A 22,306-nucleotide genomic window follows, 5' to 3' on the forward strand; every position below is an offset into this window, starting at 1 on the left:
GCTCTCCCCTCCGGGGGCGGGCGCCGGTGTCTAGGAGCCGGCCCCGGCCGTCCCGGCGGCGCCTGCCCCGGTCCCCTCGACCGTCGACAGGTAGAGCCCCACGTAACGCTCCACGTCCACGTCCAGTCCCACGTCCACCAGGGCCTGTTCGCGCGTGCCCCCGTGGAGCTCGGACTCGCCGGGGCGCGGACGGCGGTCCACGACCGTCATGCCGCGGGCCGGGCCGGGGGCCAGGCACACCTCGACCGGCAGGCGGTGCGTGGTCAGGCCCGCCGGGTCGGCGACCGCGCACACCGCGCCCGCGTCGCCCAGGCCGCCGGCGGTCTCGGCCGGATCGTCCGGGCGGCTCGCCGGCGTGGCCGGGCGGTGGGCCAGCAGCTCACCGGCCAGGCGGGCGCCCGGCTCCGCGCTCGCGCGCAGCCGCCGCACGTCCGCCGCCGGGACGACCACCCGCCGGAACACGTCCAGGCCGTACATCGTGATCGGCACCCCGGCGGTCAGCAGGATCGCGGCCGCCTCCGGGTCGTGCCAGACGTTGAACTCCGCGACCGGCGTGGCGTTGCCGGTGGCCGCCGCGCCGCCCATGAACACGATCCGTTCGATGTTGCGGGTGACGTCCGGGTGCGTGCGCAGCAGCAGCGCGATGTTGGTCAGGGGCGCGGTCGGGACGAGCGTGACCGGGCGCGGGCAGGCCAGGATCTCGCGGCGCAGCAGCGTCACCGCGTCCACGTCGACGGGGGCGCGGGCGGGCGCGGGCAGGCCGAGGTCACCCATGCCGTCGCGGCCGTGCACGTGCCGTGCCGACCGCGGGGCCTCGATCAGCGGGCGCCGCGCGCCCCGGGCGACGGGGACGTCCGGCGCGCCCGCCCGCTCCAGCACGGTCAGCGTGTTGCGGACCACGCCGTCCACGTCCGTGTTCCCGGCCACGCAGGTGACCGCCCGCAGGTCGAGGCCCGGGTGGCGCACGGCGAACAGCAGGGCCAGGGCGTCGTCGACGCCGGTGTCGCAATCGATGATCAACGGGACGGGCCGGCCAGTGGTCACGGCGGAGCTCCTTCCGGTTCCCGTTTCCACGCGGGTCCGCGTTCCCACGCGGGTCCGTGCGAACGACCCTACGCGGGTTCCCGCAGGGCGGTGCCGCGGGCCGCGACCCGTTCCGCGATACGCCGCAGCACCCGGGGGCGGGTACGGCGCCCGGCCGCCGGCCGCCTGCGGCGCCCCCGGCCGCTCCGGTGGGTGCGCACGGGCGCGGCTCACCCGGACGGCCCGCCGCGCTGGTCGGCCGGTGTGGCCGGTGGTGCCGTAGGAGCACGTACCGATCTTGGAATGTCCCGCTCACCAGGAGGCACCCCCGATGACCCGCCCCCCGGCCACCGCCCGTGTGCTCCTCCTCTGCGCGCTGTCGGCCACCGCCCTGCCGAGCGCCGCCTGTTCCACCGTGGGGCGGCCGGCGTCCCGGGCGGTGGAGACGCCCCCGCCCCCGCCTCCGTCCGCGTCCGGCCCCGCGACCGGGCGGCCCTCCGCCTCCCCGGCCACGCTCACCGCCGCCCAGGCACGGGCCGCGCTGATCACGGAAACCGATCTGGGGGAGCCGTGGGTGCCGACGCAGGGCGCCGGGACCTGGCGGGACGGGCTGCTCAAGGCCACCACCGGCGACCACGACTGCCGGCAGCTGCTCGACGTGCTCTACACCGACGAGCTCCTGGGCGCCCCCGCCGGCCCGCGCGCCTCCTCCGCCCTCGACGACGCCGGCACCGGGGCACAGCTGCGCTACCAGGTCGCCGCCCACCGCCCCGCGGACGTGGACCGCACCGTGGCCTGGCTGGCGTCCCTGCCCGCCAGGTGCGACGAGTTCACGGCCGTCACCACGCGCGGCACCACGGTGTACGGACAGGTCGCCGAGGTGCCGCTGCCGCAGGCCGGGGACGCCCGCGCGGGCCTGCGCGTCGTGCTGAGCGAGGAGACGGCCGACGGGGAGTCGTCGTACCTCACCCTGGACGCGGCCGTCGTGCGGGTCGGCCAGGACGCGATCAGCCTCACGCACGGCGGCTACGGCGACCTGCCGGCCGAGGTCGCGCAGAACGTCGCCCAGCTGGGGGCGCAGCGCCTGGCCGACATCCGGCAGCAGGGGCGGGTCCTGGTCTGACGGGGGACGCGCCGGACAGGGCCTAGACGTCCCGGTCGAACCGCGTCCGGTGCGCCACCACGTCACGGGCCACGTCGAGCACCGTGCGCCCCCGCGCGAAGGCGTCGCCGCGCAGCCGTGCGAGCGCCTCGTCGGTGCTCACCCCGAGCTGCGCCATGATCATGCCGATGGCCTGGTGGACCTCGTCGTGGTCGGCGGCCAGGCCGCTCAGCCACGGTTCGCCGGCCTGCGGCTCGTGCCCCTCCTCCTGCGACAGCGCCATCAGGGCCACGGTCATGACACCGGCCACGAGCTGGGCGACCCGCAACTGACGTCCGGTCAGCCCGCCGGGGGTGTCGCGGTAGAGGTCGAGGGTGCCCACGCACACCGAGTCGCTGCCCAGCGGCAGCGCGTAGACCGCCCGCACCCCGGCGGCCGTCGCCTGCTGGGCGAAGACCGGCCAGCGGTGGGCGTCCTGGCCCGCCGTCAGATCGCAGGCGAGCACCGGCCCGCCGGTCTCCAGGGCCCGCTGGCAGGGCCCGTCCCCGAGCGTGGCCTGGATCTGCGCCACGTACGCGGCCCGCTCGCTGCTCGCGCCCAGCTGGACGGGCATGCCGTCGCTGCGCAGCGACACGCTCGCCCCGGTCACCGGCAGCAGCTCGACCGCCACCTCGCACAGCCGGCCCGGAACCTCCCGGGGCGCGGCGTCCCGCACGCTCCGGACGATCACCTGGGCGGCCCGTGCCTCGTCCGGGTCCGGGTCTTCGCACTCTTCGTGCTCTTCGCGGCCTTCGCGGCCTTCGCGGTCCTCGTAGCCTTCTTTGTCATTTTGGGCTTTTTGACCTTCGCGGCCTTCGCGCTGTTCCTGGTCGCGGTGCGGGGGGCGGGCCCGGCCGGCGGGCCGCTCGTGCGGGTCTTCGTCGCGCGCGCGGCACGGACCGGGGCCGCCGTGGGGCTCGTCCCTGGGCTCGTCCCTGGGCCGCACGGGTCACCGCCTCCTTCGATCACCGCGGCCTGTACCTGTGAGAAGTCCTGGAGCGGGCCCGCTGCACACGGGGCTCTGCCGGCCGCCACCCGCCCGGAAACGAGCCCCGACTACCCCTGGCCCCCTGGGCGAAACCAGGCCCCGGGCACCTTCACGAGGTGTCCCCACACGGCCCGTCGGCGCTCTTCGTACGGGTGCGACGGCCGCCCGGTCCGCCGCACGGCGGTGGCGTCCGGCACCGGGAGGGCGGGCCGGCCCGGCGTCGCCGCGCGCCGCTCCGGAGGCGTCACAGCGGCGGCTGCGCGGGCGCGGGCCCGAGGGTGGTGGTGCCGGGGGCCGTACGGTGCCCGAGACCGGTCCGGTAGGCGTCCAGGGCGGCCTCCACCCGGCCGGTGCGGCGCAGCAGGTCGCCCAGCAGCCGGCACAGGTCCGCCAGGTCGCCGGTGGCGCCCGCCCGCTCCAGCAGGCTCAGGGCCCGTACGTAGTGCTCCTCGGCCCGCTCCGTGTCGCGGGCGTCCTCGGCGATGATGCCGAGCAGCCGGTGCGCGGCGGCGGAGTGCACCGCGCCGCGCTCGGAGGAGAGGTCGCCGAGCACGCCGTGCAGCAGGGCGGCCGCCTCCTCGGACCTGCCCCGGCGGTGCAGGACGTCCGCCAGCTCGACGGCGACCTGGCTGCCGTAGAGGGTGGCGCGCTTGGCCGCGTGCATCCGCAGGGCCTCGCGCAGCTCCTCCTCGGCGCGCTCCAGCCGGCCGTCCTGGGCGTAGACGTATCCGCGCATCCAGTGGCAGTTGGCGAGCTCGGTGCGCAGCTGGAGGGTGCGGTACAGCTCGGCCGCCTTGGCCAGCGAGGCGTCGGCCTCGGCGAGGCGGCCCTCGGCGAGCAGGGTGCGGGCGACCGACCGGTGCATCCGGGCGACCAGCGCCGGGTCCTCGGAGCGGGGCGCGAGCGCGAGGGCGAACTCGGCCGCCTGGGCGGCGCGCGCGTGCGCGCCCATGTCCATGTAGGGGCCGATGATGCTGGCGTACAGCAGGAGCAGGGCGTCGGGGTCGTGCAGGCCGCCGCGGTTCAGCTCGTCGAGGGTGGACTCCAGCAGGTAGACCGCGTACCGGAGTTCACCGGCGAGGTAGTGCGCGAGGGCCCGGCCGCGCAGGGCGGGGACCCGGGCGGGCAGCGGGGCGTCGGCGAGGCAGGCCTCGGCCCGCTCGAAGTACCGGCGTCCGGCGACCAGCTCGCCCGTCTCGACGGCGCACTCGCCGAGCCCGAGCAGGGCGGCGGCCTGCTCCTCGGCCAGCCCGTGCCGCTCGGCCTCGGCGAGCAGGTCGGCGTACTGCCCTGCGGCGGTCTCGGCCTCGCCGACGGCGAGGGTGCGGCGGGCCTCGGTCAGCCGCAGCCGCAGCTCGGTGGGGAGCCGGGCGGGCCGCCCGGTGGCCAGTTCGTCGAAGCCGACGCCGAGCCGCTCGGCGAGGTGCCGCAGGGCGTCGTCGGAGGGCCGCACGCGCCCGGCCTCCAGGGTGGAGATGTAGGCGGGGGTGTACGCCGGCTCGGCCAGCTGCCTCTGCGTCAGCCCGCGCTCGACCCTGAGCCGCTGCACCCGGCGCCCGATGGCCCCCGGCTCGTCTCGCTCTCCCACGGCCCAACTCCCCCTGCAGACCTTGCCGTTCGGCTCCGACAGCCCCTAGGTTAAACCGGGAATTAACCCCGCTTAACCCGTCGCTTGTTGCGAGGTCGCCGTGCTGGAACGCACCCGTACCACCGAGCGTCGTGCCAGAGGCTTCGCCGCCGCCCTGATCGCCGTCGCCACCCTGCTGCTGGCGGCGAACGCGGGACCGGCGAGGGCGGCGGACGAGCCCGCCCCTCGCCCGGCCGGGTGGACCGGGCACGCCGAGGGCGCCGGACGCTGACGCGTCGGGCCCCCGCCGCCGTCCCTCCCCGCCGCCTCGGTCCGGTAGGACCTCGCGCGGCGCCGCGTCCGGGCTCCCGGCCGGTTCCGCGTCGCCCGGCGGGGCGTCGGTGGACAGGGCGCCGAGCCGCGCGGTGAAGGCCGGGCGAACGCGCCGTACAGCGGGGTGCGCGGGCGGTGCGCGGAGCCCGCACACCAGTGGGGTGCGCGGGCGGTGCACGGCCCGCCGTGGCGCCCGGAGCAGGACATCCTCAGCGTACGCGGGGCGGCCCGCCCTCTCCTCACGCGGCACGGCGCCGGCGCTCTCGCCGGCCGGGGGAGGCCGGCGGCGTGGCGGCGGCCACCGGGCAGCGGGCGGCCCAGCCCTGGGTCTGGCAGCGGGCGACTCGGCCCCGGGTCTGCAGCCGACGGCCCAGCCCCGGGTCTGCAGCGGGCGGCTCAACCCTGGATCTACAGCCAGCGCGGCTCGGCCCCGGCGCTCTCGCCGACGGGGGAGGCCGGCGGCGTGGCGGCGTCCACCGGGCAGCGGGCGACTCGGCCCCGGGTCTGCAGCCGACGGCCCAGCCCTGGGTCTGCAGCGGGCGGCTCAGCCCCGGATCCACAGCCGGCGGCTCAACCCCAGGTCTACAGCCGGCGCGGCTCAGTCCTGGGTCTGCAGCTGCCGCAGCTGCCGCTGGACGTGTTCCAGGGCCCCGCGGCGCCGGCCGGGCACCTGCCCCCGCAGCCGTGCGAGCAGCGTCCCCAGTTCACGGGCCCGCGCCGGGTCGCGGATCCGGCCCCACTGGTGGTGGGCCCGGTCCACGGCCGCCTCGACGGCCGGCGCGTCCGCCGCCTGCCCGGCGCCCAGCCGCGCCCCGGCCACCGCGAGCCAGGTGCGGCAGCTGCGGACCGCGTCCCCGGCGAGCATCGCCAGGTCCGCCCGGACCTCCGCCCAGTGCAGGGCCTCCTCGGAGGCGGGCCCGTGCGCCCGGACGGCGGCCTGCTCGTGCCGGGCGGCGAGCGCGTCGGCGTCGGCGTGGCGGCCGGCCCGCACGGCGGCGGCGATGGCGGCATGCGGGTCACCGCCGCCCGGCCCCACGGCGGCGATGGCGGCATGCGGGTCACCGCCGCCCCGCCCCGCGGCGGCGAGCAGGAGGTCCGCGCCCGAGCTCTCCGGCGCCATGCGCGCCACCGCCAGCTGGTGCAACTGCTCCGGCGGCGGCCGGTGTCCGCTGCGCAGGATGGTGGCGACCGCCTTCATGTACGCCGGTGCCGCCACCGTCCGCCTCGACGGCGGCGGCGCGATGCGGCCGTAGACGGCGCTGCCGCGGCCCGGATCGAGCGGGACGGGGGCGCCCGACGGCCCGGGCGGCGTCCCCGGCCCGGTGGAGCGCAGCCACCGCCAGCTCTCCGCGTCGGCGTGCAGGTCGAGCAGGAGGGTCGTGGTGCCGTCCGGCCGCAGCCGCAGCTCGTCGCGGAACCAGTGCCAGGGGAAGGCGGTGTAGCGGACCGTCGACGGTGTCGTGCGGGCCATCGCCAGGTGGGGCAGGCGCTGGCGGCGGTCGAGCTGGAGCTGGCCGGTGACGTACACGGTGAGGGGGCCGGGTGAGGCCGCGGCGGCGCGCAGCCGGGTGAGGACGGCCTGCGGCTCCAGCGGGTCGGCGAGTTCGACGACGCTGGCGGTGTCCGTGCCGGCCAGCACGGCCGGCGGGACGGCCGCGAGGACGGGGAGGACGGAGGCGGCGTCCACCAGGCGTCCCCGGCCCAGCGGTGCGGCCGCCACGAGCAGCACGGTTCCGGGCACGGTCGCCTCCCCCTGTCGATCACCCACGGCAGCACGGTAACCGCTGCGGCCGCGAAGAGGGGCCTCAGGACCGCGAACGTCCCCCTTCGGGGTCGTCGCCCGCCGCCGGCGCCGCCCACGGCACGAGGTGCTGCCCCACGGGCCCGCCGGCCCGCCGTACGGCGAACACCGTGGTGTCGTCGCCGAGGCGGCCGCCGCAGTGCCGCAGCGTCCCGTCCCGGACGAGGGCGACCAGGCGGGCCGGTTCCGCGGTGCGCGGGTCCCGTTCGACCGCCCGGGCCACCTCGTCGGCGAGCGGGTAGAACCTCCCCTCGCCGTCGCGCGCCTCCGTCACCCCGTCCGTGGTCATCAGCAGTGTCTCGAAGGGGCCGACCGGCACCCGGCGCACCGGCGGCGGGCCGGGAGCCAGGTCGCCGCAGCCGAGCGGCAGTCCGCCGCCGCCCGGGAGGGCGCGGACCCCGGACGGGCCGACGGCCAGCGGCGGCTCGTGGCCGAAGAGGACGACGTCCACCGCCTCGGGCGCGTCCCGGGAGAAGCCGATGAGGACGGCCGTGGCGAAGCGGTCGCCGTCGTCGCGGCCGAGGGCCGTGGTGTGGGCGCGGTGGCGCAGCATGCGGATCTCCAGCCGGTCGGCGACCACCGCCAGGTCCTCCTCGTGGTACGCCGCCTCGCGGAACGTGCCGAGCAGCGCGGCCGCGGTCTCCACCGCGCCCAGCCCCTTGCCCTGCACGTCGCCGAGGAGGACGCGGGTGCCGTACGGGCCCGGCTGGATGTCGTAGAAGTCGCCGCCGACCCGCGCCTGGGCGTCGGCGGTGAGGTAGACGCCGGCGTGGTCCAGACCGCCCCAGCCCGGGGGCAGCGGGCGCAGCACGGTGCGGCGGATCGTCTCGGCGACGTCCCGCATGTGCAGGGCGCGCCGCTCGCCGCGCACCCGGACCACGCAGGCGAGCGTGGCGAGGCCGCCGCCGATGGTGACCAGGACGAAGTCGGCCGGCCCCGACTGGTACTCGTGCGGCCAGGCGCTGTCCACGGCGAGGTAGGCGGCGACCGCGAGCAGCGCGAACACGGCCGTCCCCCACACCCCGCAGATCGCGGCGGCGATGCCCGGCACCAGCACCATCCAGGAGATCGTCCGGAAGTCGCCCGAGGTCGCGAAGTCGATCACCGGGATCACGGCGAGCAGCAGCAGCGGCGGCACCCAGGCCACGCTGCGGCCCCCGACCCGCAGCAACTGGTGCCGGACCACGACGTCCCCGCGGCCGGCCCGGCGGTACCGGTCGTGCGGGCCGTGCCCCCCGGTGCCGTGATTCACGGCCCCAGCGAAACACGGGCCCGCACCGGCCGCATCCGCTCCCCGGGCGGTGCCGGCGGGCCTCCTCGCCGCGCCGTTCCCCCCGCTTCCGCACGCGCGGGGAGGCGGGGGCCGTCGCGCCGGGGACGACGGGAAACACCCGTTCGCGGGAACGCGGCTCGCGTACCGGGCCCCGGGGGCCTTGCCTGGAAGGGTGTCCGCACGTCTTCGCAACGCCCTGTCGGCACTGCTGATCGCCCTCGCCTGCCTGCTCGCGCCGTTCGGCGCGCTCGCGGCCTGGGTGGCGTACGGGCTGGCCGACACCGGCCGGTACGTCACGGCGATGGCACCGCTGGCCGCCGACCCCGACGTGCGCGAGGCGGTCGCGGACGGCGTGGGCGAGGGGATCCTGCGGGAGGTCGACGTCGGGGTGTCCCGCGACACGGCCGGCCCCTTCGTGCACGACGCGGCGCGCTCGTTCACGCGGACCGAGGCGTTCCGCACGGCGTGGGACGCGGCCAACCGGACCCTGCACGACGCCGTGCTGCGCGCCCTGCGCGACCGGCGGGCGGACGGGCGCCCGGTCACCGTCGACCTCGCCCCCGTCATCGCCCGGGTCAAGGACCGGCTCACCCGGGACCACGTGCCGCTGGCCCGCCACATCCCGGTCACGCACACCGAGGTCGCGGTGGTCCCGGCGGACGACGTGACCGGACTCCGCAAGGGGTACCGGGCGCTGGACGCCGCCGCCCGCTGGCTGCCGCTCACGGCCGTCGCCTTCGCCGTCACCGGCATCGCCGTGGCCACCCGCCGCCGCCGCGCGGTCACCGCCGCCGGCCTCGGCACGGCCCTGGGCGGCGCGCTGCTCGTCGCCGCGGTGGCGGTCGGCCGCCGTCTGACCCTGGCCGACCTGCCCGAGGAGGTCCGCCGGCCCGCCGCGGGGGCGGTCTACGACGCCCTGACGACCACCTTGCGCACGGTGTCCTGGCTGCTGCTCGCGCTCGGCCTGGCCGTCGCCCTCGCCTCCTGGTTCACGGGCCGCCACGGCCCTCGCGCGCGACGCCGGCGAGCGTCCGCAGCGCCCGCCGCAGATCCGGCTCCCCGGCCGACGCGAGCCCGAGCCTGACGGCGTCGGGGGTGCGGGCGGGGTCCACCGCGAAGGCGGTACCCGGCGTGAGGGCGATGCCGTGCGCGGCGGCGGCCGCCGTGAAGGTGTCGGCGCGCCAGGGCGCGGGCAGCTCCCACCAGGCGAAGTAGGCGCGCGGGTCGGACCGCACGGCGAAACCCGCGAGCTCCTCGGCGACGATCCGCTGGCGGCGCGCCGCGTCCGCCCGTTTCCCGGCCACCAGCCGCGCCACCGTCCCCTCCCGTATCCAGCGCACGGCCGCCTCCAGCGCGAACCGCCCCGCGCTCCAGCCGCCGGAGCGCACGGCGGCGGCCGCCGCGTCGGCCCGGTGCGGCGGCACGACGAGGAAGCCGACGGTGAGCCCGGGGGCGACCCGCTTGGACAGGCCGTCGACGACGTGGGTGAGCGCGGGGGCGTACGCGGCCAGCGGGTCGGCCGGTCCGGCCTCCGGGTCGGCCAGGAAGGACCAGATGCGGTCCTCCACGACCGGCAGGTCCAGGCCGTTGACCGTGTCCGCCAGCCGGCGCAGCCGCGCGCCGCCGGACGTCACCGACGTCGGGTTGTGCAGGGTCGGCTGCACGTACAGCGCGGACAGCGGCGCCGTGCGGTGCGCGGCGGCCACGGAGCGCGGGCACAGGCCGTGCTCGTCGGCGGCCAGCGGCACCAGGGTGATGCCGAGCCGGGCCGCGATCTCCTTGACCAGCGGATACGTCAGCGGCTCCACGCCGACCCGCCCGCCCGGCCGGACCAGGCAGGCCAGGGCGGCGGCGATGGCCTGGCGGGCGTTGCCCGTGAAGAGCAGCCGGTCGGGCCGGGGGTGCCAGCCGGGCGTGGCGAGCAGGGCGGCGGCCGCCTCCCGGGCGGGCGCGGTGCCGGCGGCGGGCGCGGGACGCAGCGCCTCGGCCAGGACGTCGGGGCGCAGCAGGGGCGCGAGGAGGGGGGCCAGCAGCTCCGACTGGCCCGGTACGGACGGATAGTTGAGCTCCAGGTTGACGGGGGCGTCGTCCGCGCCCGGCTCGGTGAGCGCCCGCCCGGCCGGAGCGGGCGGGGCGGCCCGTACGAAGGTGCCGCGCCCGACCTCGCCGACGACCAGCCCGCGCCGCACGAGTTCGCCGTACACCCGCCCGGCGGTCGACGGGGCGATCCCGCGGCGGCGCGCGAACACCCGCTGCGGGGGCAGCCGTTGACCCGGCCGGAGCCGCCCGGCCGCGATGTCGTCGGCGATGCGGTCGGCGAGGCGCCGATAGTCGTCCATGCCGGCCTCCCCTGCATTGCACCGAGAGCAAAGATCTTATTGCACCGAGGAGTTGGGGCGCCCTAGGGTCGACGCCATGGCACCCTTCCTCGCATACGAGGACAAAGGCACCGACTCCTCCCGGCTCCCCCTTGTCCTGGTCCACGGCCACCCCTTCGACCGCACGATGTGGGCCCCCCAGCTCGACGCCTTCCCGGCGCACCGCCGCGTGATCGCGCCCGACCTGCGCGGCTACGGCGCCTCCCCCACGGCACCCGGCGTCGCGGACTTCTCCGACTTCACCCGGGACATCGCGGCCCTGCTGGACGACCTGGGGGTGCGGTCCTTCGTGCTCGCCGGCCTGTCCATGGGCGGCCAGATCGCCATGGACTGCTACCGGCACCTCCCCGATCGCGTCCGCGGCCTGGTCCTCGCGGACACCTTCCCGGCGGCGGAGACCCCCGAGGGCGTGCGGGCCCGCCACGCCATGGCGGACCGCCTCCTGCGCGAGGGCATGCGCGGGTACGCCGACGAGGTCCTGGACAAGATGGTCGCCCCGTACGCGGACGCCCGCGTCAAGGAGCACGTCCACCGCATGATGACGGCCACGCCCCCCGAGGGGGCCGCGGCGGCCCTGCGCGCCCGGGCCGGCCGCCCCGACTACCGCGGCCTGCTGCCCCGTGTCACGGTCCCGGCGCTGGTCGTCGTGGGCGCCGACGACACCTACACCCCGGTCTCCGACGCCGAGGCCCTGCACGCGGCCCTGCCCGACGCCGAGCTGCGGGTGATCGAGGGCGCCGCGCACCTGCCGAACCTGGAGCGGCCGCGGGAGTTCGACCGGGCGCTGGCCGCGTTCCTGGCGAGGATCGACCCCTGACCCGCCGGCGGGCGCGGCAACCATCCCCCGCGCCGCCCCGTCTTCGGGGGAGGATGCGGGCATCCCATCGGGCGAGTGGAGGGCCGGGGACTTGGACACCGCGACTGCCGCACGGACACGCCCCGACGACGTGCCGGGGAACCGGGCCGGGCGGCGGTCCGCCGCCCGGTGCGCCGGGCTGCTGTTCGCCGCGGTGAGCGTGGTCGTGGGGTTCCGGGCCGCCGGCAGCGACGGCGTCACCCCCGTGCCGCAGCTGCTGGCCTTCCTGCCCTGGCTGCTCGTGCCCACCGGCGCCGGGCTGCTGCTGGCGCTGCTCGCCCGGCGGTGGACCGGGGCGGTGTGGGGGGTGGCCCTGCTCGGACTGCTCGCCTGGTTCATCGAGCCGTACGGCAGGACCGGCGACCCCACCGGGCCCCCCGTGGCCGGCCTGCGGGTCCTGACCTCCAACGTCGAGTTCGGACGGGGCACCGGGTCCCTCGTCGCCGCCGTCCGCCGCGAGCGGCCCGACCTGGTGTTCGTCCAGGAGTGCGACCCCGCCTGCGACGCCGCGCTGCGGCGCGGCCTGGCGCGGACCCACCCGCACCGGCGGGCCGTCGAGGGCGGCGGCTCCGAGGGCTCCGTCATCCTCAGCCGCTTCCCGCTGCGCGCCGCCGGGGGCGTCCCCGGCACCATGGGCATGCCCGGCGCCGTCGCCGACGTGCGCGGACACGCCGTACGGCTCCAGCTCGCCCACCCCATGCCGCCGCTGCCCGGCCAGGTCGGCCTGTGGCGCGCGGAGCTCGACGCGCTGCGCGACGCCGCCGCCGCGGACCGCGCGACCCCGACCGTCCTGGCCGGCGACTTCAACGCCTCCCAGGACCACGCGGCCTTCCGCCGCATCCTCGACACGGGCCTGACCGACGCGGCCCGCCTGGCGGGCGCGGACCGCACCCCCACCTGGCCGGCCCGGACCATGCCGGTGTTCGGCGCCCAGATCGACCACGTCCTGGTCTCGGCGGACTTCTCCGCCCGCCGGGCCCACTTCCTGGACCTGGCCCGCACCGACCACCGGGCGCTGGTCGTCGACCTCACGCTCCACCGGGGCGCATGAGACGGGGGCGCCCACCGGGCGCCCCCGCACGTCACCGCACGCGCGCGTCACACACCGATGTCGCGGCCGTCCGCACGCCACACCGCCACGACCGCCGGCCGCACGATCTTCCCGGGTCCGTCGGGCCAGGTGCTCGCCGGCTTCTCCACCGACGCGCCGTCGATCTCGCCCGGGTGCTGCACGGAGACCAGCACGCGCCGGTCCTGGATGACCGGCCCGCAGGTCTCCGCGCCGTTCGGCACGGTCAGGAACTGCTTCAGCTCACCGCGCCGCGACCCGCGCGTGGCCACGCCGAACAGGCCGTCGTGCGAGCCGAGCTGGCTGCCGTCGGTGGAGATCCACAGGTTGCCGTACGGGTCGAAGGCCACGTTGTCCGGGCAGGAGATGGGGCTGACCTTCTCCTTCGGGAAGCCCGCGAAGTACGTCGCCGGGTCGTCCGGGTCGCCGGCGACCAGGAACAGCGACCAGGCGAACCGCGTGCTCTCGGGCCGGTTCCAGCGCTCGGTCAGCTCCAGGACGTGCCCGTGCTTGTTGGCGTTGCGCGGGTTGGCCTCGTCCGCCTTGGCGTTCGCGCCGACCCCGCGGTTGGAGTTGTTGGTGAGGGCGACGTACACCTTGCCGGTGACCGGCGAGGGCTCGATGTCCTCGGGACGGTCCATCTTCGTCGCGCCCACCTTGTCACCGGCCAGCCGCGTGAAGACGAACACCTCCTCGGCCGTCATGCCCTCCACGTGCGAGACGGCGCCCTCCGCCGTGGCGGTGGCCAGCGGGATCCACTGGCCGCTGCCGTCGAACTCGCCGTCGGACGGCAGCCTGCCGGTGCCGTCGATCTCGATGGCCGGGGAGTCGCCGGTGAGCTTGGCGACGTACAGGGTGCCCTCGTCGAGCAGCGAGAGGTTGTGCTCGCGCACGGCCCGCGAGGAGCCCTTCCTCATCCGCTTGCTGCCGACGAACTTGTAGAAGTAGTCGAACCGCTCGTCGTCACCGGAGTAGACGACCGGACGCCCGTCCTCGGTGAGCCGCACGGTCGCGGCCTCGTGCTTGAAGCGCCCGAGGGCGGTGTGCTTGCGGGGCGTGGAGGTGGGGTCGTACGGGTCGAACTCGACCACGTACCCGAAGCGGTGCACCTCGTTCGGCTCCCGGGCGACGTCGAAGCGCTGGTCGAAACGCTCCCACTTGCGCTCGGTGGCGCCGGTGCCGATGCCGTACCGCTTGTCCGTGGCGCGGGTGCCGTTGGCGAAGTACTGGTTGAAGTTCTCCTCGCCGTGCAGCGTGGTGCCCCACGGGGTGACGCCGCCGGAGCAGTTGTTGAGGGTGCCGAGGACCTTGGTGCCGGCCGGGTCGGCGGAGGTCCTCACGAGGCCGGAGCCGGCGACCGGGCCGGTGAGCCGGAACTCGGTGGTGGCGGTGACGCGCCGGTTGAGGTGGTGCCGCGGGACGGCGGTCAGCCGCCCGGTCCTGCGGTCCTCCTCCACCACGACGGCGGACAGCCCGTGCGCCGCCCAGGCGATCTCCACCTGCTCGCGGGTCGGGTTGGCGGAGTCGTAGCCGCGGAACATGAGCACCTCGTCGGTGTACTCGTGGTTCGCGACGAGGAGCTGCCGGCCGCGCTCGCCGGGCAGCGGGAGCAGGGCGAGGAAGTCGCAGTTGTACCCGAACTGCCCGGCCTGCGCCCTGGCCGTCTGCTTCTCCGGGTCGAAGGCGGGCGCGCCGCGCAGGATGGGCTCGCCCCACCGGATCACGACGTTCTGCCCGTACCCCTCCGGCACGGTGACGGCGTCGGCGGTGTTGGGCGGTACGGGCGTGAAGCGCAGTCCGCGCGCCCCCTTCTGCTTGCCGTACGCCGCACCGGCGCCGGCCGGGGGCGCGGCGGCGGCCCGCGGCGCGCCGGCGACGCCCGCGGCACCGGCACCCGCGGCGGCGACGGTGACGACGGCGGCGGCCCGCATCATCGACCGGCGGCTGAGGGCGCCGGCGATGACGTCGCCGACGTACTCGTTGGAGCTGGTGTTGGGCACCTCGTGGAAGCAGGCGTCACCACACCGGAAACGACAGGTCATGGCGGACCGGCCGCCGGGATGCGAACCGGACGGCGTTCCGATCAACGGCAGCAACTTGCGCACTTTGCTCTCCCCATGGGTGCCCTTGGTGTCAGCGCGACCGTAAGGGCGCATATGCGCGAGGGCCGGGCGCCCTGATGAACGGCGGGTGAACCTGCGGCAACCGTAGTGCAGGCGCGACCGCCCGGACCGGAGCGCCGCATACGGTCCGAATGCGGCCCTTGACGGGAACGGGCCCCCATACCCGACCCTGCCCAAGATCGCGGGCGCGGGCCGCTAACCTTACGTGTCCGTCCTGGCCAGGGATTGACGGGCTTCGACTCACGCGAAGGGTTGCGCACATGGGCATTCTCACTCTCCTGCGGAACGCGTTCGGCCGGTCACGTAAAGCAAAGGCCGCCGAGGCGGAGGGTGCGGCAGCGGAGCGCGCGGGGCAGGAGACGGCGCCCGCGCGGGAGTCCGCGCCCGCGCATGAGACGGCGGCGCCGGAGCCCGCGGCCACGGCCACGGCCGACCGGTCGGCGGCCGCCGCGGAGGCGAAGCTCCCGTCCCCGTCCACCGAGCCGGAGCCCTCGCGGACGTCCACGCCCTCGGCCCACGTCCCCGAGCCCCGCCCGGCGACCCACGAGGAACACGAGCTCGTCGCCGCCGCGTTCGACAACGTGGCGGTACCGAGGCCGGCCCGCGCCGAGGAACGGGAGGAGGACCGGGAGCCGGCGGGCGCGCAGCAGCCGGCGGAGACCGGGGCGCCGCGTGCCGACCGCGAGCCGGTGAACGAGCCGGCACCGGAGACGACCGCGAAGCCGGAGCCGAAGCCCGCGTCCGAAGCGACCCCGGAACCGACGACCGAGCCGGAGCCGACGCCCGAGCCGGAGCCGACGCCCGAGCCGGAGTCGGCAGCCCAGGAGAAGCTGACGGCCGAGGAGAAGCCCGCTGTCGAAGCGGAGCCCGAGCCGACGCCCGCGTCCGAAGCGACCCCGGAACCGACGACCGAGCCGGAGCCGACGGCCCAGGAGAAGCTGACGGCCGAGGAGAAGCCCGCTGTCGAAGCGGAGCCCGAGCCGACGCCCGCGTCCGCGCCCGAGACGGAGTCCAAGGCCGAGACGGAGCCGGAGCCGACGCCCGAGCCCACGCCCCAGGCGGAGCCCAAGGCCGAAGCCGAGACCAAGACCGAGCCGACGCCCGAGCCGACGGCCGAGCCGACGGCCGAGCCGACGGCCGAAGCGGAGCGCAAGGCCGAAGCGCAGCCCGAGCCGACGGCCGAGGAGAAGCCGGCGGCCGACGGCGAGCCGGTGACGGAGGAGGCCTCGAAGGCAGCAGCCGAGCCCGAGCCCGAAAAGGCCACTGAGCCCGAGAAGGCCGCTGAGCCCGAATCGGCCGCTCAGGAAGACGAGAAGCCCCAGCCGGAGGCCACCCCGGAGCCGAAGCCCGAAGCCGAAGCGGCTCCGGAACCGGCGCCCGAGCCCACCGCCGACGCGGAACCGGCACCCGCGGACACGCAGCCCGAGCCGGCTCCCGAACCCACCCCCACCCCGGAGCCCACCCCCACCCCGGAGACCACTCCCGCGCCCGCGCCCGCCGACGGCGAGTCCGCCCCGCAGGGGCCACCCGCAGCCGACGACGAAAGCAGCACGGGTGGTGCGGGTGGGAACACCTCCCCGGCCGAAGGCGAAGCCGAGGCCGGCAAACCCGCCACCCCCGCGGCGCGAATCCGTTCCCGCGCCCCCGGCCTCACCACCGCCTACAAGGCCGCCGGCGCCGCCCTGAAGACGCACGGCCTCGCCGGCACCCGCGCCAAGGTCCACCTCGTCCTGGACCGCTCCGCGTCCATGCGCCCGTACTACAAGGACGGCTCCGCGCAGGCCCTCGCCGAGCAGACCCTGGCCCTGGCCGCCCACCTCGACCCCGAGGCCACGGTCCACGTCACCTTCTTCTCCACGGAGGTGGACGGCACCGGCGAGCTCACCCTCACCGACCACGAGGACAAGATCGACACCCTGCACGCCGCTCTCGGCCGCATGGGCCGCACCAGCTACCACGCGGCCGTGGAGGCGGTCCTCGCCCACCACGACGAGAACGTCCCCGCCGGCACCCCCGCCCTCGTCGTCTTCCAGACGGACGGCGCCCCCGACGCCAAGACCCCCGCCACCAAGGCCCTCGCGGACGCGGCGGAGAGCCACCCCTCGGTTTTCTTCTCCTTCGTGGCGTTCGGCGACCCGGAGAACAAGGCCTTCGACTACCTCCGCAAGCTCAAGGCCCCCAACGCCTCCCACTTCCTGGCCGGCGAGACCCCGCGCGAGCTCACGGACAAGGAGCTCTACGAGGCCGTACTGGCGAACTGGCGCCCGTAGCCGCGAGGGGGGTGGACACCGGTCCGGCCCACGTCCACCCCCCGAAACGCGTGTGAGTCGATCTTCACGCGGCCAGTAGGATTTCGACCATGGCGGCCACTGGATCCGAGAAGCAGGGTGGCAAGGCGTTCTACGTCTCCACCCCCATCTATTACGTCAACGACGCTCCTCACCTGGGCCACGCCTACACGACCGTCGCAGGCGACGTGCTCACGCGCTGGCACCGTCAGCGCGGCGAGAAGGTGTGGTACCTCACCGGCACGGACGAGCACGGTCAGAAGATCATGCGCACCGCCGACGCCAACGGGGTGACCCCGCAGGAGTGGTGCGACAAGCTCGTGGAGGAGGCCTGGAAGCCCCTCTGGGAGCACCTGGACATCGCGAACGACGACTTCATCCGCACCACGCAGAAGCGGCACACCGACCGTGTGCAGGAGTTCGTCCAGGACCTGTACGACAAGGGCGAGATCTACAAGGGCGGCTACGAGGGCCCGTACTGCGTGGGCTGCGAGGAGTACAAGCTGCCCGGCGAGCTGCTCGACGGCGAGGGCGAGTACGCGGGCCAGAAGCTGTGCCCGGTGCACAAGAGGCCGGTGGAGATCCTCAAGGAGGAGAACTACTTCTTCAAGCTGAGCGCGTACACCGACAAGCTGCTCGCCCACTACGAGGCCAACCCCGGCTTCATCCAGCCCGAGTCCGCGCGCAACGAGGTGGTGAACTTCGTCCGCCAGGGCCTGCAGGACCTGTCCATCTCCCGCTCGACGTTCGACTGGGGCATCCCGATCCCCTGGGACGACAAGCACGTGATCTACGTGTGGGTCGACGCCCTGCTGAACTACGCGACGGCGGTCGGCTACAACGAGAACCCGGAGAAGTTCGAGGCGACCTTCCCCGCCGACGTGCACCTGGTCGGCAAGGACATCCTCCGCTTCCACGCGGTGATCTGGCCGGCGATGCTGATGGCGCAGGGCCTGCCCCTGCCCCGCAAGGTGGCCGCCAACGGCTGGCTGATGGTCGGCGGCGAGAAGATGTCGAAGTCGAACCTGACCGGCATCAAGCCGCAGGACCTGACCTCGCACTTCGGCGTGGACGCGTACCGCTGGTACTTCCTGCGCGCGATCGCCTTCGGCCAGGACGGCTCGTTCTCCTGGGAGGACTTCTCCGCCCGCTACACCAGCGAGCTGGCCAACGACTACGGCAACCTCGCCTCGCGCGTCGCGGCCATGGTCGGCAAGTACTTCGGCGGCGAGCTGCCCGCGTCGGCGGCCGACGGCGAGGCCGAGAAGGCGATCCACGACGGCCTGGCCAAGGCGGTCGCCGAGGCCGACCGGAAGATCGGCGACGAGCTCGACTTCCAGGGCGGCATCCTGGCGGTCTTCGACTTCGTCAAGCAGGTCAACGGCTACATCACCGAGCAGGAGCCCTGGAAGATCGCCAAGGACACCTCCGAGGAGGGCCGGGCCCGGCTGGCGACGATCCTCTACACGGCGGCGGAGTCCCTGCGCGCCGTCGCGGTCCTGCTGAACCCGGTCATGCCGGACACCTCCCGCAAGCTCTGGGACTCCCTCGGCGCGGAGGCCTCCCTGGGCCCCCTCGCGGACCAGCGGGTCCAGGAGGCCGGCGAGTGGGGCAGGCTCCCCGCCGGGACCACGGTCACCAAGGGCGCGGTGCTCTTCCCCCGCCTGGAGGAGAAGCCGACCGCGTGACGCGCTCGCCGCGACGGGCGGCCCGGGAGAAGGAGGCCTTCTCCCGGGCCGTTCGCTTTGCCGGGATCACATGAGGGGCAGCCGTCCGGTCGCCGCCGCACACGCGGGGAGCCCTCCGCGGCACCGCCCGGCAGCGCGCACACGCCGGCCCGGCCCGGGCCCGGCGGGACCGCGCGCGCCTGCCCGGCCGCGGCGAGCAGGCGCATGCCGCCTTCCTGCCCGGCCGCGGCACCGTCCTGTCCGCCGGCCGCCGTCCGATCCCGGCCGACGAGCAGGGCGTCACCGGCGAGAAGGCCGGGAACCCCCCGGTGCCGTACCGCGGCATCACCCGCTTCGCGCTGGAGACGGCCGGCACCTTCGGCCTCGGCGCCGGGCCGGGGACCCGGATCTCCGGCTCCCGGACGCCGATCACGAAGACCTTCAGCAAGGACATCGACGTCCACGAGGTCCGGGCCGTCCTCACGCAGTCCGTGGCCCGCTGACCTGAGGTTCCCCTCCTCCGCGATAACATCCGGCCACTTGTGCGAGGGCGGAACGTCCTCGCGGGGAGGGAACTCACGTGGGCAGACACGCCCTGGGACGCGGCGGCGTGACCGCCGCCGTCTCCGCACTGGCGCTGGCCGTCACGGCCGCGTCCGCCATCGTCCTCACCGGGGGCGGCGACCCGGCCTCGGCGGCCCCCGCCCCGGCCGCCGGCGCCGGCGCCGAGATCACGCTGACCGACCCGGGCTCCACCACACCGCGCACGGACCGCACGTACGTGACCGGCGCGAACGGCTTCCTGCACCGGCAGTCCGGGATGCCGGGGATGCTGTGGACCAGCTACGCGGACGGCAGCACGGTCACCGTGACCAACGGCGACGGAACCGTCTACACACCCGGCACGGGCTGCACCGCTCTCAGCTCCCCGTGCCGCGCCGCCTGGCACGGCTCCGACGCCGACCTGGTCGCGCTGCCCGGCGCCACGGACACCAACTCGGTGGTCCTGTGGAACCCGGCCACCGGCAAACGGACCAAGGCGATTTTCGGCCAGAGCAACCGCTACTACCGCGCGCTCGCCGGGACGACGATGGTCACCAGTTACACGCTCGCCGACATCGTCGACGGGCAACTGCGCGAGCGGCCGATCACCGGCGAGTCCGCGAACATCCAGAGCGACGAGATCGCCGCCGCGGACTCCGCCGGGGTGCTCTGGCAGCGCGGCACCGAGATCCGGTACATCGACACCGCCACGGCCGTGAACACCCGGGTGTTCAGCGACGTCGACTACACCACGCACCAGGTGATGAGCGAGGAGCGGATCGGCTGGTACCGGTCCGGCAGCGCCGAGCTGCACCTGAAGTCCCGGGCCGACCTCTCCGCTCCGGAGCAGGTCGTCACGCTGCCCTCGCACCCCGGCGAGCTGGACGGCGACCCGGTCCTGGTCGGTGACTGGCTGCTGCTGCCGCTGGCCTCCAACGCCCTCGGCTCCCGGCTTATCGCGGTCTCCGTCACCGACCCCTCCGTGCAGCGCACCCTGCTGTCGAACGCCGACCCCTACCCGGTCGCGGCCCGTCACGGCGCCGCCTTCGTCACCGGCGGCACCGGCGCCGACGACTGGTGGGTGCGGCGGGTCATCCAGGCCGAGGACGGCTCGCTCCAACTGGAGAAGGTCCACCAGTCCGCGGCGATGGAGAACCCCAAGACGGGTCTCGCGCTCAACCGGGGCCGCCTGCGCGTCGCCGAGAACGACCCGGGCAGCAGCTCCGACCCCACGTCCGTGCGCACCCTCACCACCGACGGCTCCACCGTGCTGACCGCCTCCGAGGCCACGGCGTCCACCCCCGTCCACTCGGCCGCGTGCCCGTACGCCGGTGCCGCCTGCTCGGCACTGTGGGGCAACACCGGCAACGAGCCCGGGGCCGACGTCCACCTCGCCGCGGAGGTGACCGAGACCGAGCAGAAGAGGGACCGGCTGGTCGCCCTCGGCCACCAGGACCTGGAGTACGGCACCGGGGGCGGCAGGATCGTCGACGTCTCCGACGACTACGCCGTCTACGACTCCGGCGGCTCCGCCCCGGCGCAGTACGTCGGCGAGTTCGGCCAGGGCCAGAAGATCAAGCGCAGCGTCCGCGCCGCCGCCCTGAACGGCTCCACGCTGTGGAGCGCCACCACCACCGCCGGCACGCTCTCCTCGTACAGCCTCGCCACCGACAAGGCCCTCGCCGCGGTCACCGTCCCCGGCCTGGGCTGCGTGCCGAGCGAGCTCCAGGCCGCGGGCCGCTGGGTGTACTGGGCCTGCGGGACCGCCTCGGCGGGCGTGTACGACACCAAGGCCGGCACATCGGCCGCGGTCACCCCCGGTGACGTGCTGCTCGGCGACGGGTTCACCGTCCGCCACGACCACGACGCCGACACCCTCGTCCTCACCGAGGCGGCCGGCGGCGCCACCCGCGTGATCGCCTCCGGCCTGCCGGACTCGGGCCTGCCCGTGGACCGCCGCTACCGCTGGACCGTCGACGAGTACACCGGCCTGGTCGCCTGGTTCGACGTCTACGAGCGCACGCACGTCGCCACCACCGGCGTCGCGCCCTCCGCGCCGACGATCTTCGAGGACAAGGCCGACCTCCACGCCTGGCCGGCCACCTCCACGCGCTGGTACGGCAGTTGGCTGCCGTCCCGCCCGGTGAGCTCCTGGTCCCTCACCTTCACCTCGGTGCAGAGCGGCACGGCCGGCAAGGCCACCCGCACGATCACCGGCGGCGCGGCCCCCGCGTGGATCTCGGCGACCTGGAACGGGAAGACCGCCGCCGGCGGGTACTTCCCCAACGGCTCCTTCACCTGGAGCCTCAAGGCCACCGGCCTCAACACCACCACGGTGTCCACCCTGGCGACCGGCAAGGGCTACCTGTCGGGCGGCGCGGCCGTCCGCCACGACCACACCAGCCCGGACGGCCCGGACGGCCGGGGCGACCTGCTCACCCTCAACTCCTCCGGCGGCCTGACGTTCCAGGCCGGCACCGGCACCGGGAAGTTCGGCGGCAGGACCACCGGCACCGGCTGGCCCACCACCGTCAGGGCCGTCCCCTTCGGCGACGTGAACGGCGACCGCTGCAACGACGTCCTGGTGCGCTACGGCAGCGGCGCCCTGCGGGTGTACAAGCCGGGCTGCGGCAAGGCGGTCACCCCGTCCACGTCGTACACCACGCTCGCGACCAACGGCTGGACCCAGTACGACGTGCTCACCTCGCCCGGTGACGTCAGCGGCGACGGCCGCGCGGACCTGATCACCCGCGCCTCCTCCACCGGCACGGTCTACCTGCACAAGGGCACGAGCGACGGCAAGCTCGCCGCACGCGTGAAGCTGTACGACGGCTGGAAGGGCTACAAGAAGATCGTCGGCGCCGGGGACCTCGACGGCGACGGCATCGGCGACCTGCTCGCCCAGGACAGCGCCAACACCCTGTACCGCTACAACGGCAAGGGCGACGGCACCTTCGCGGCCCGCGTCAAGCTCTTCACTAACTGGGGCGGCTCCTACAACGCCGTCGTCGGCGTCGGCGACATCACCGACGACGGCAAGGCCGACCTGGTCTCCCGCGACACCAGCGGCAACGTCTGGCGCAACAGCGGCGACGGCAAGGGCTCCTTCGGCTCCCGCGTGCAGATCGCGACGGGCTGGAGCGGATACAAGTCCCTGTCCTGACCCACGGAAACGGCCCGGCGGCCGTCGCCCGCGCGTTCCCGCGTGGCGCGCGGGCCGCGGGGGCGGGTGCGGGTGTCCGGGGCCGCCCCGGCG

General features: G+C 75.6%; 15 protein-coding genes and 1 pseudogene. 9 read left to right on the top strand and 7 right to left on the bottom strand.

What is annotated here, in order from left to right; all coding sequences use genetic code 11:
- Positions 1–30: 30 nt before the first annotated feature.
- Positions 31–1,044: a nucleoside hydrolase gene (locus AB0L29_RS31660; RefSeq protein WP_365832104.1), complete on the bottom strand. Its 1,014-nt coding sequence runs from the start codon at positions 1,042–1,044 to the stop codon at positions 31–33.
- Between the two features lie 310 nt (positions 1,045–1,354).
- On the opposite strand from AB0L29_RS31660, the gene AB0L29_RS31665 reads away from it, so the two are divergent.
- Positions 1,355–2,146, top strand: a complete 792-nt coding sequence (locus AB0L29_RS31665; protein ID WP_365832106.1) for a hypothetical protein — start codon at positions 1,355–1,357, stop codon at positions 2,144–2,146.
- Between the two features lie 22 nt (positions 2,147–2,168).
- On the opposite strand, the gene AB0L29_RS31670 is transcribed toward AB0L29_RS31665, so the two are convergent.
- Both AB0L29_RS31670 and AB0L29_RS31675 read right to left on the bottom strand, forming a co-directional pair.
- A complete protein-coding gene (locus tag AB0L29_RS31670) occupies positions 2,169–2,840 on the bottom strand; it encodes a GAF and ANTAR domain-containing protein (protein ID WP_365832108.1) in 672 nt (223 codons plus the stop codon).
- A 556-nt stretch (positions 2,841–3,396) separates the two neighbouring features.
- Entirely contained in the window at positions 3,397–4,740 is a 1,344-nt protein-coding gene (locus tag AB0L29_RS31675) for a helix-turn-helix domain-containing protein (protein WP_365832110.1), read from the bottom strand.
- Positions 4,741–4,840: 100 nt separating this feature from the next.
- Here AB0L29_RS31675 and AB0L29_RS31680 point away from each other — a divergent pair, with 100 nt between their 5' ends.
- A complete protein-coding gene (locus AB0L29_RS31680) occupies positions 4,841–5,011 on the top strand; it encodes a hypothetical protein (RefSeq protein ID WP_365832112.1) in 171 nt (56 codons plus the stop codon).
- A gap of 639 nt (positions 5,012–5,650) precedes the next feature.
- On the opposite strand, the gene AB0L29_RS31685 is transcribed toward AB0L29_RS31680, so the two are convergent.
- Together AB0L29_RS31685 and AB0L29_RS31690 are read right to left on the bottom strand one after the other, a co-directional pair.
- Positions 5,651–6,793: a hypothetical protein gene (locus tag AB0L29_RS31685; protein ID WP_365832134.1), complete on the bottom strand. Its 1,143-nt coding sequence runs from the start codon at positions 6,791–6,793 to the stop codon at positions 5,651–5,653.
- A gap of 64 nt (positions 6,794–6,857) precedes the next feature.
- Positions 6,858–8,105 (bottom strand): PP2C family protein-serine/threonine phosphatase, encoded by a 1,248-nt coding sequence (locus tag AB0L29_RS31690; RefSeq protein ID WP_365832114.1) that lies wholly within the window; start codon positions 8,103–8,105, stop codon positions 6,858–6,860.
- Between the two features lie 193 nt (positions 8,106–8,298).
- Between AB0L29_RS31690 and AB0L29_RS31695 the strand changes: the two genes are divergently transcribed.
- Positions 8,299–9,210: a hypothetical protein gene (locus AB0L29_RS31695; RefSeq protein WP_365832116.1), complete on the top strand. Its 912-nt coding sequence runs from the start codon at positions 8,299–8,301 to the stop codon at positions 9,208–9,210.
- Here the strand turns inward: AB0L29_RS31695 and AB0L29_RS31700 are convergent.
- Positions 9,116–10,465: a PLP-dependent aminotransferase family protein gene (locus AB0L29_RS31700; protein ID WP_365832118.1), complete on the bottom strand. Its 1,350-nt coding sequence runs from the start codon at positions 10,463–10,465 to the stop codon at positions 9,116–9,118. The two genes, AB0L29_RS31695 and AB0L29_RS31700, sit on opposite strands and share 95 nt — an antisense overlap.
- Positions 10,466–10,541: 76 nt before the next feature.
- Between AB0L29_RS31700 and AB0L29_RS31705 the strand changes: the two genes are divergently transcribed.
- Together AB0L29_RS31705 and AB0L29_RS31710 are read left to right on the top strand one after the other, a co-directional pair.
- Positions 10,542–11,321, top strand: a complete 780-nt coding sequence (locus tag AB0L29_RS31705) for an alpha/beta hydrolase (protein ID WP_365832120.1) — start codon at positions 10,542–10,544, stop codon at positions 11,319–11,321.
- 91 nt (positions 11,322–11,412) lie between these two features.
- Complete coding sequence (locus AB0L29_RS31710) at positions 11,413–12,411, top strand: endonuclease/exonuclease/phosphatase family protein (RefSeq protein ID WP_365832122.1); 999 nt, start codon at positions 11,413–11,415, stop codon at positions 12,409–12,411.
- Between the two features lie 47 nt (positions 12,412–12,458).
- On the opposite strand, the gene AB0L29_RS31715 is transcribed toward AB0L29_RS31710, so the two are convergent.
- Positions 12,459–14,534, bottom strand: coding sequence for a PhoX family protein (locus AB0L29_RS31715; protein ID WP_365832124.1), 2,076 nt, complete (start codon positions 14,532–14,534; stop codon positions 12,459–12,461).
- A gap of 278 nt (positions 14,535–14,812) precedes the next feature.
- Between AB0L29_RS31715 and AB0L29_RS31720 the strand changes: the two genes are divergently transcribed.
- The 4 genes and pseudogenes from AB0L29_RS31720 (at position 14,813) to AB0L29_RS31735 (ending at position 22,213) form a co-directional block, all read left to right on the top strand.
- Positions 14,813–16,822 carry a VWA domain-containing protein gene (locus AB0L29_RS31720; protein ID WP_365832126.1) on the top strand — a complete coding sequence of 670 codons (2,010 nt, stop codon included), beginning with the start codon at positions 14,813–14,815 and terminating at the stop codon, positions 16,820–16,822.
- 89 nt (positions 16,823–16,911) lie between these two features.
- On the top strand, positions 16,912–18,528 hold the full coding sequence (metG, locus tag AB0L29_RS31725; protein WP_365832128.1) for a methionine--tRNA ligase: 1,617 nt from the start codon (positions 16,912–16,914) through the stop codon (positions 18,526–18,528).
- Between the two features lie 149 nt (positions 18,529–18,677).
- A pseudogene (locus AB0L29_RS31730) lies at positions 18,678–19,010 on the top strand (PH domain-containing protein); the annotation flags it as partial.
- Between the two features lie 77 nt (positions 19,011–19,087).
- Positions 19,088–22,213: a VCBS repeat-containing protein gene (locus AB0L29_RS31735; protein WP_365832130.1), complete on the top strand. Its 3,126-nt coding sequence runs from the start codon at positions 19,088–19,090 to the stop codon at positions 22,211–22,213.
- Positions 22,214–22,306 lie beyond the last annotated feature (93 nt).

This window comes from Streptomyces sp. NPDC052701, from assembly GCF_040678355.1.
Taxonomy (GTDB): domain Bacteria; phylum Actinomycetota; class Actinomycetes; order Streptomycetales; family Streptomycetaceae; genus Streptomyces.